This is a genomic window from Candidatus Thermoplasmatota archaeon (genome assembly GCA_029907305.1).
Lineage (GTDB): Archaea > Thermoplasmatota > E2 > DHVEG-1 > DHVEG-1 > JARYMC01.
This window is the reverse complement of record JARYMC010000135.1, coordinates 1-1,756: the sequence shown is the minus strand read 5'-3', so window position 1 is coordinate 1,756 and position 1,756 is coordinate 1. Positions and strand designations below refer to the sequence as shown.

Annotated in this window: 1 protein-coding gene; it reads right to left on the bottom strand. The window is 34.1% G+C overall.

Features of this window, described 5'->3' with window-relative positions; genetic code table 11:
• Positions 1-161: 161 nt before the first annotated feature.
• Entirely contained in the window at positions 162-1,274 is a 1,113-nt protein-coding gene (locus QHH19_07320) for a PKD domain-containing protein (GenBank protein MDH7518129.1), read from the bottom strand.
• Between the last annotated feature and the right edge of the window lie 482 nt (positions 1,275-1,756).

Below are 1,756 nucleotides of genomic sequence, written 5' to 3'. Positions count from 1 at the left end.
TTCTATGGCATCCGCCTCTGGCGGGTGCGCCTGCCCAGAAGTAAAAATGTTTGTTAGAAGAAAAATAGCGCGATTCACCCCCATGCTAAAGTCTGGGGATTTCCCGCTCACAAAATGTTAAAAAGATAACATATCTCTATTCAGATGAGAAATAAAGTTGATTAAAAAGTAGTTTTATTTCTGTATTTCTTATAGGTTATTAAAGTAATTATTATTGCTACAATTATACTCAATATCAAGAACAAAGGTATGCAGAGATAGAATCCTTGTTCTTTTTCAGGGATCTCAGATCTGTTTGTTATATGAGCTGTGGCTATATCCATGTTGGAGAGGTTTTGGTTGTTTCTAACTATCAAAATGACTAGATAACAACCCGGTTTAGAATATGTGTGCGATGGGTTTGCTAGATAAGATATTTGATTATCGCCGAAATACCATGTGTAGTTTACTATTGTACCATTGATGTCGTAACTACCTTCGCTGCTGAAATTAATGGTTTCATTTGTGTAGCCTTCGTAAGGCCCGTTTGCTTCTGCTATGGGTAGTTGCTGTGTTGGTCCTAGTTGCAGGATTGCGATAGTATGTAGGTCTTCTGAGACATCGGCCATGTTGTCTTTAACTTGGAGTTTAATTGTGTAGTTACCTGGTTTTGAGTATTTGCGGACTATGTATATTTCGTCGCTCCAGTCTGTGTCAAATACTCCATCGTTGTTGAAATCCCATCTATATCCAATAATTCTTCCATCTGGGTCGTAGCTATCGTATGCAAAAAAAATCAGTGTTTGGTTCACATATCCCTGATCTAGACCAGTTATTTTTGCTACGGGTTTTATGTTAGGTGTTGATTTTATGTGTTTTGTTGTGAAATGGAATATAGCTGTTATATTGTGTGCTGAATCATTTACAGCAACCTTCCACCAGTAGGTGGTAGAATATTTTTTTGCTTGTGTAAAATTCCATTGGTATGTGCAATCTGGTACTTTTGTGTTTTTTTGTCTTAGCACCCATTTTCCTGTTGTGTTTTCGTACCAGTAGATGTTCATTAGATTTCCATCAAGGTCTATGACATCTATGCTGCAAATAGGTCTTGGTTTTAGTCCTGTTGATCCATTAGTTGGTTTTTCGTTTAAGATCATTGGGGGTTCGTTTGTTGGTGTGAAAGTCACATCCATATATGCTGCTTTGGTTAACTGAATTTGGAATAGGGTGATAATCAGAAGGGATAATGATATGATTATGGATAGTTTTGTTCGTTTTGCTGTCTTTCGTTGCATCTGCGTTTCCTTCTTTTAACCAATATATTGATAATTGGTAACACGATACATTTTGTCATTGATTGTATTTAAAAATACCCTGTTAAAAAGATAACATTGACAAAAACACAAATTGTAAAAAAGACAAAATGACAAAATGATGCTTGACGTGAACAACCAACAAAAGAGATAAGTCAAAAAAATAACTATATAACAACTGATTTGAAAGTGAGAATAAAAAGTAATAGACGTCGAATCACATATGACCAAATAAAAGATTATGTCCACATGTTAATGATTCAAAAAAACATATCCTACATTTTGTATGTTTATTACTGCTAAAAATGATGTATACACAATTTTTATTTAATTGAATAAAAAAGTTCCTAGTGTCATAAAATGATTAAAATTTATAGTTCATCAACTCATTAATTGTCCAAATATGATCAGTGAAACCTGCACTCATAAAAAGTGTTCTTTTTTTTTCACCATCAAAACTACAA

What these genes read in the sequence shown, in the direction of transcription:
- QHH19_07320 (MDH7518129.1), bottom strand. Translation starts at nt 1,274, where the DNA reads ATGCAACGAAAGACAGCAAAACGAACAAAACTATCCATAATCATATCA.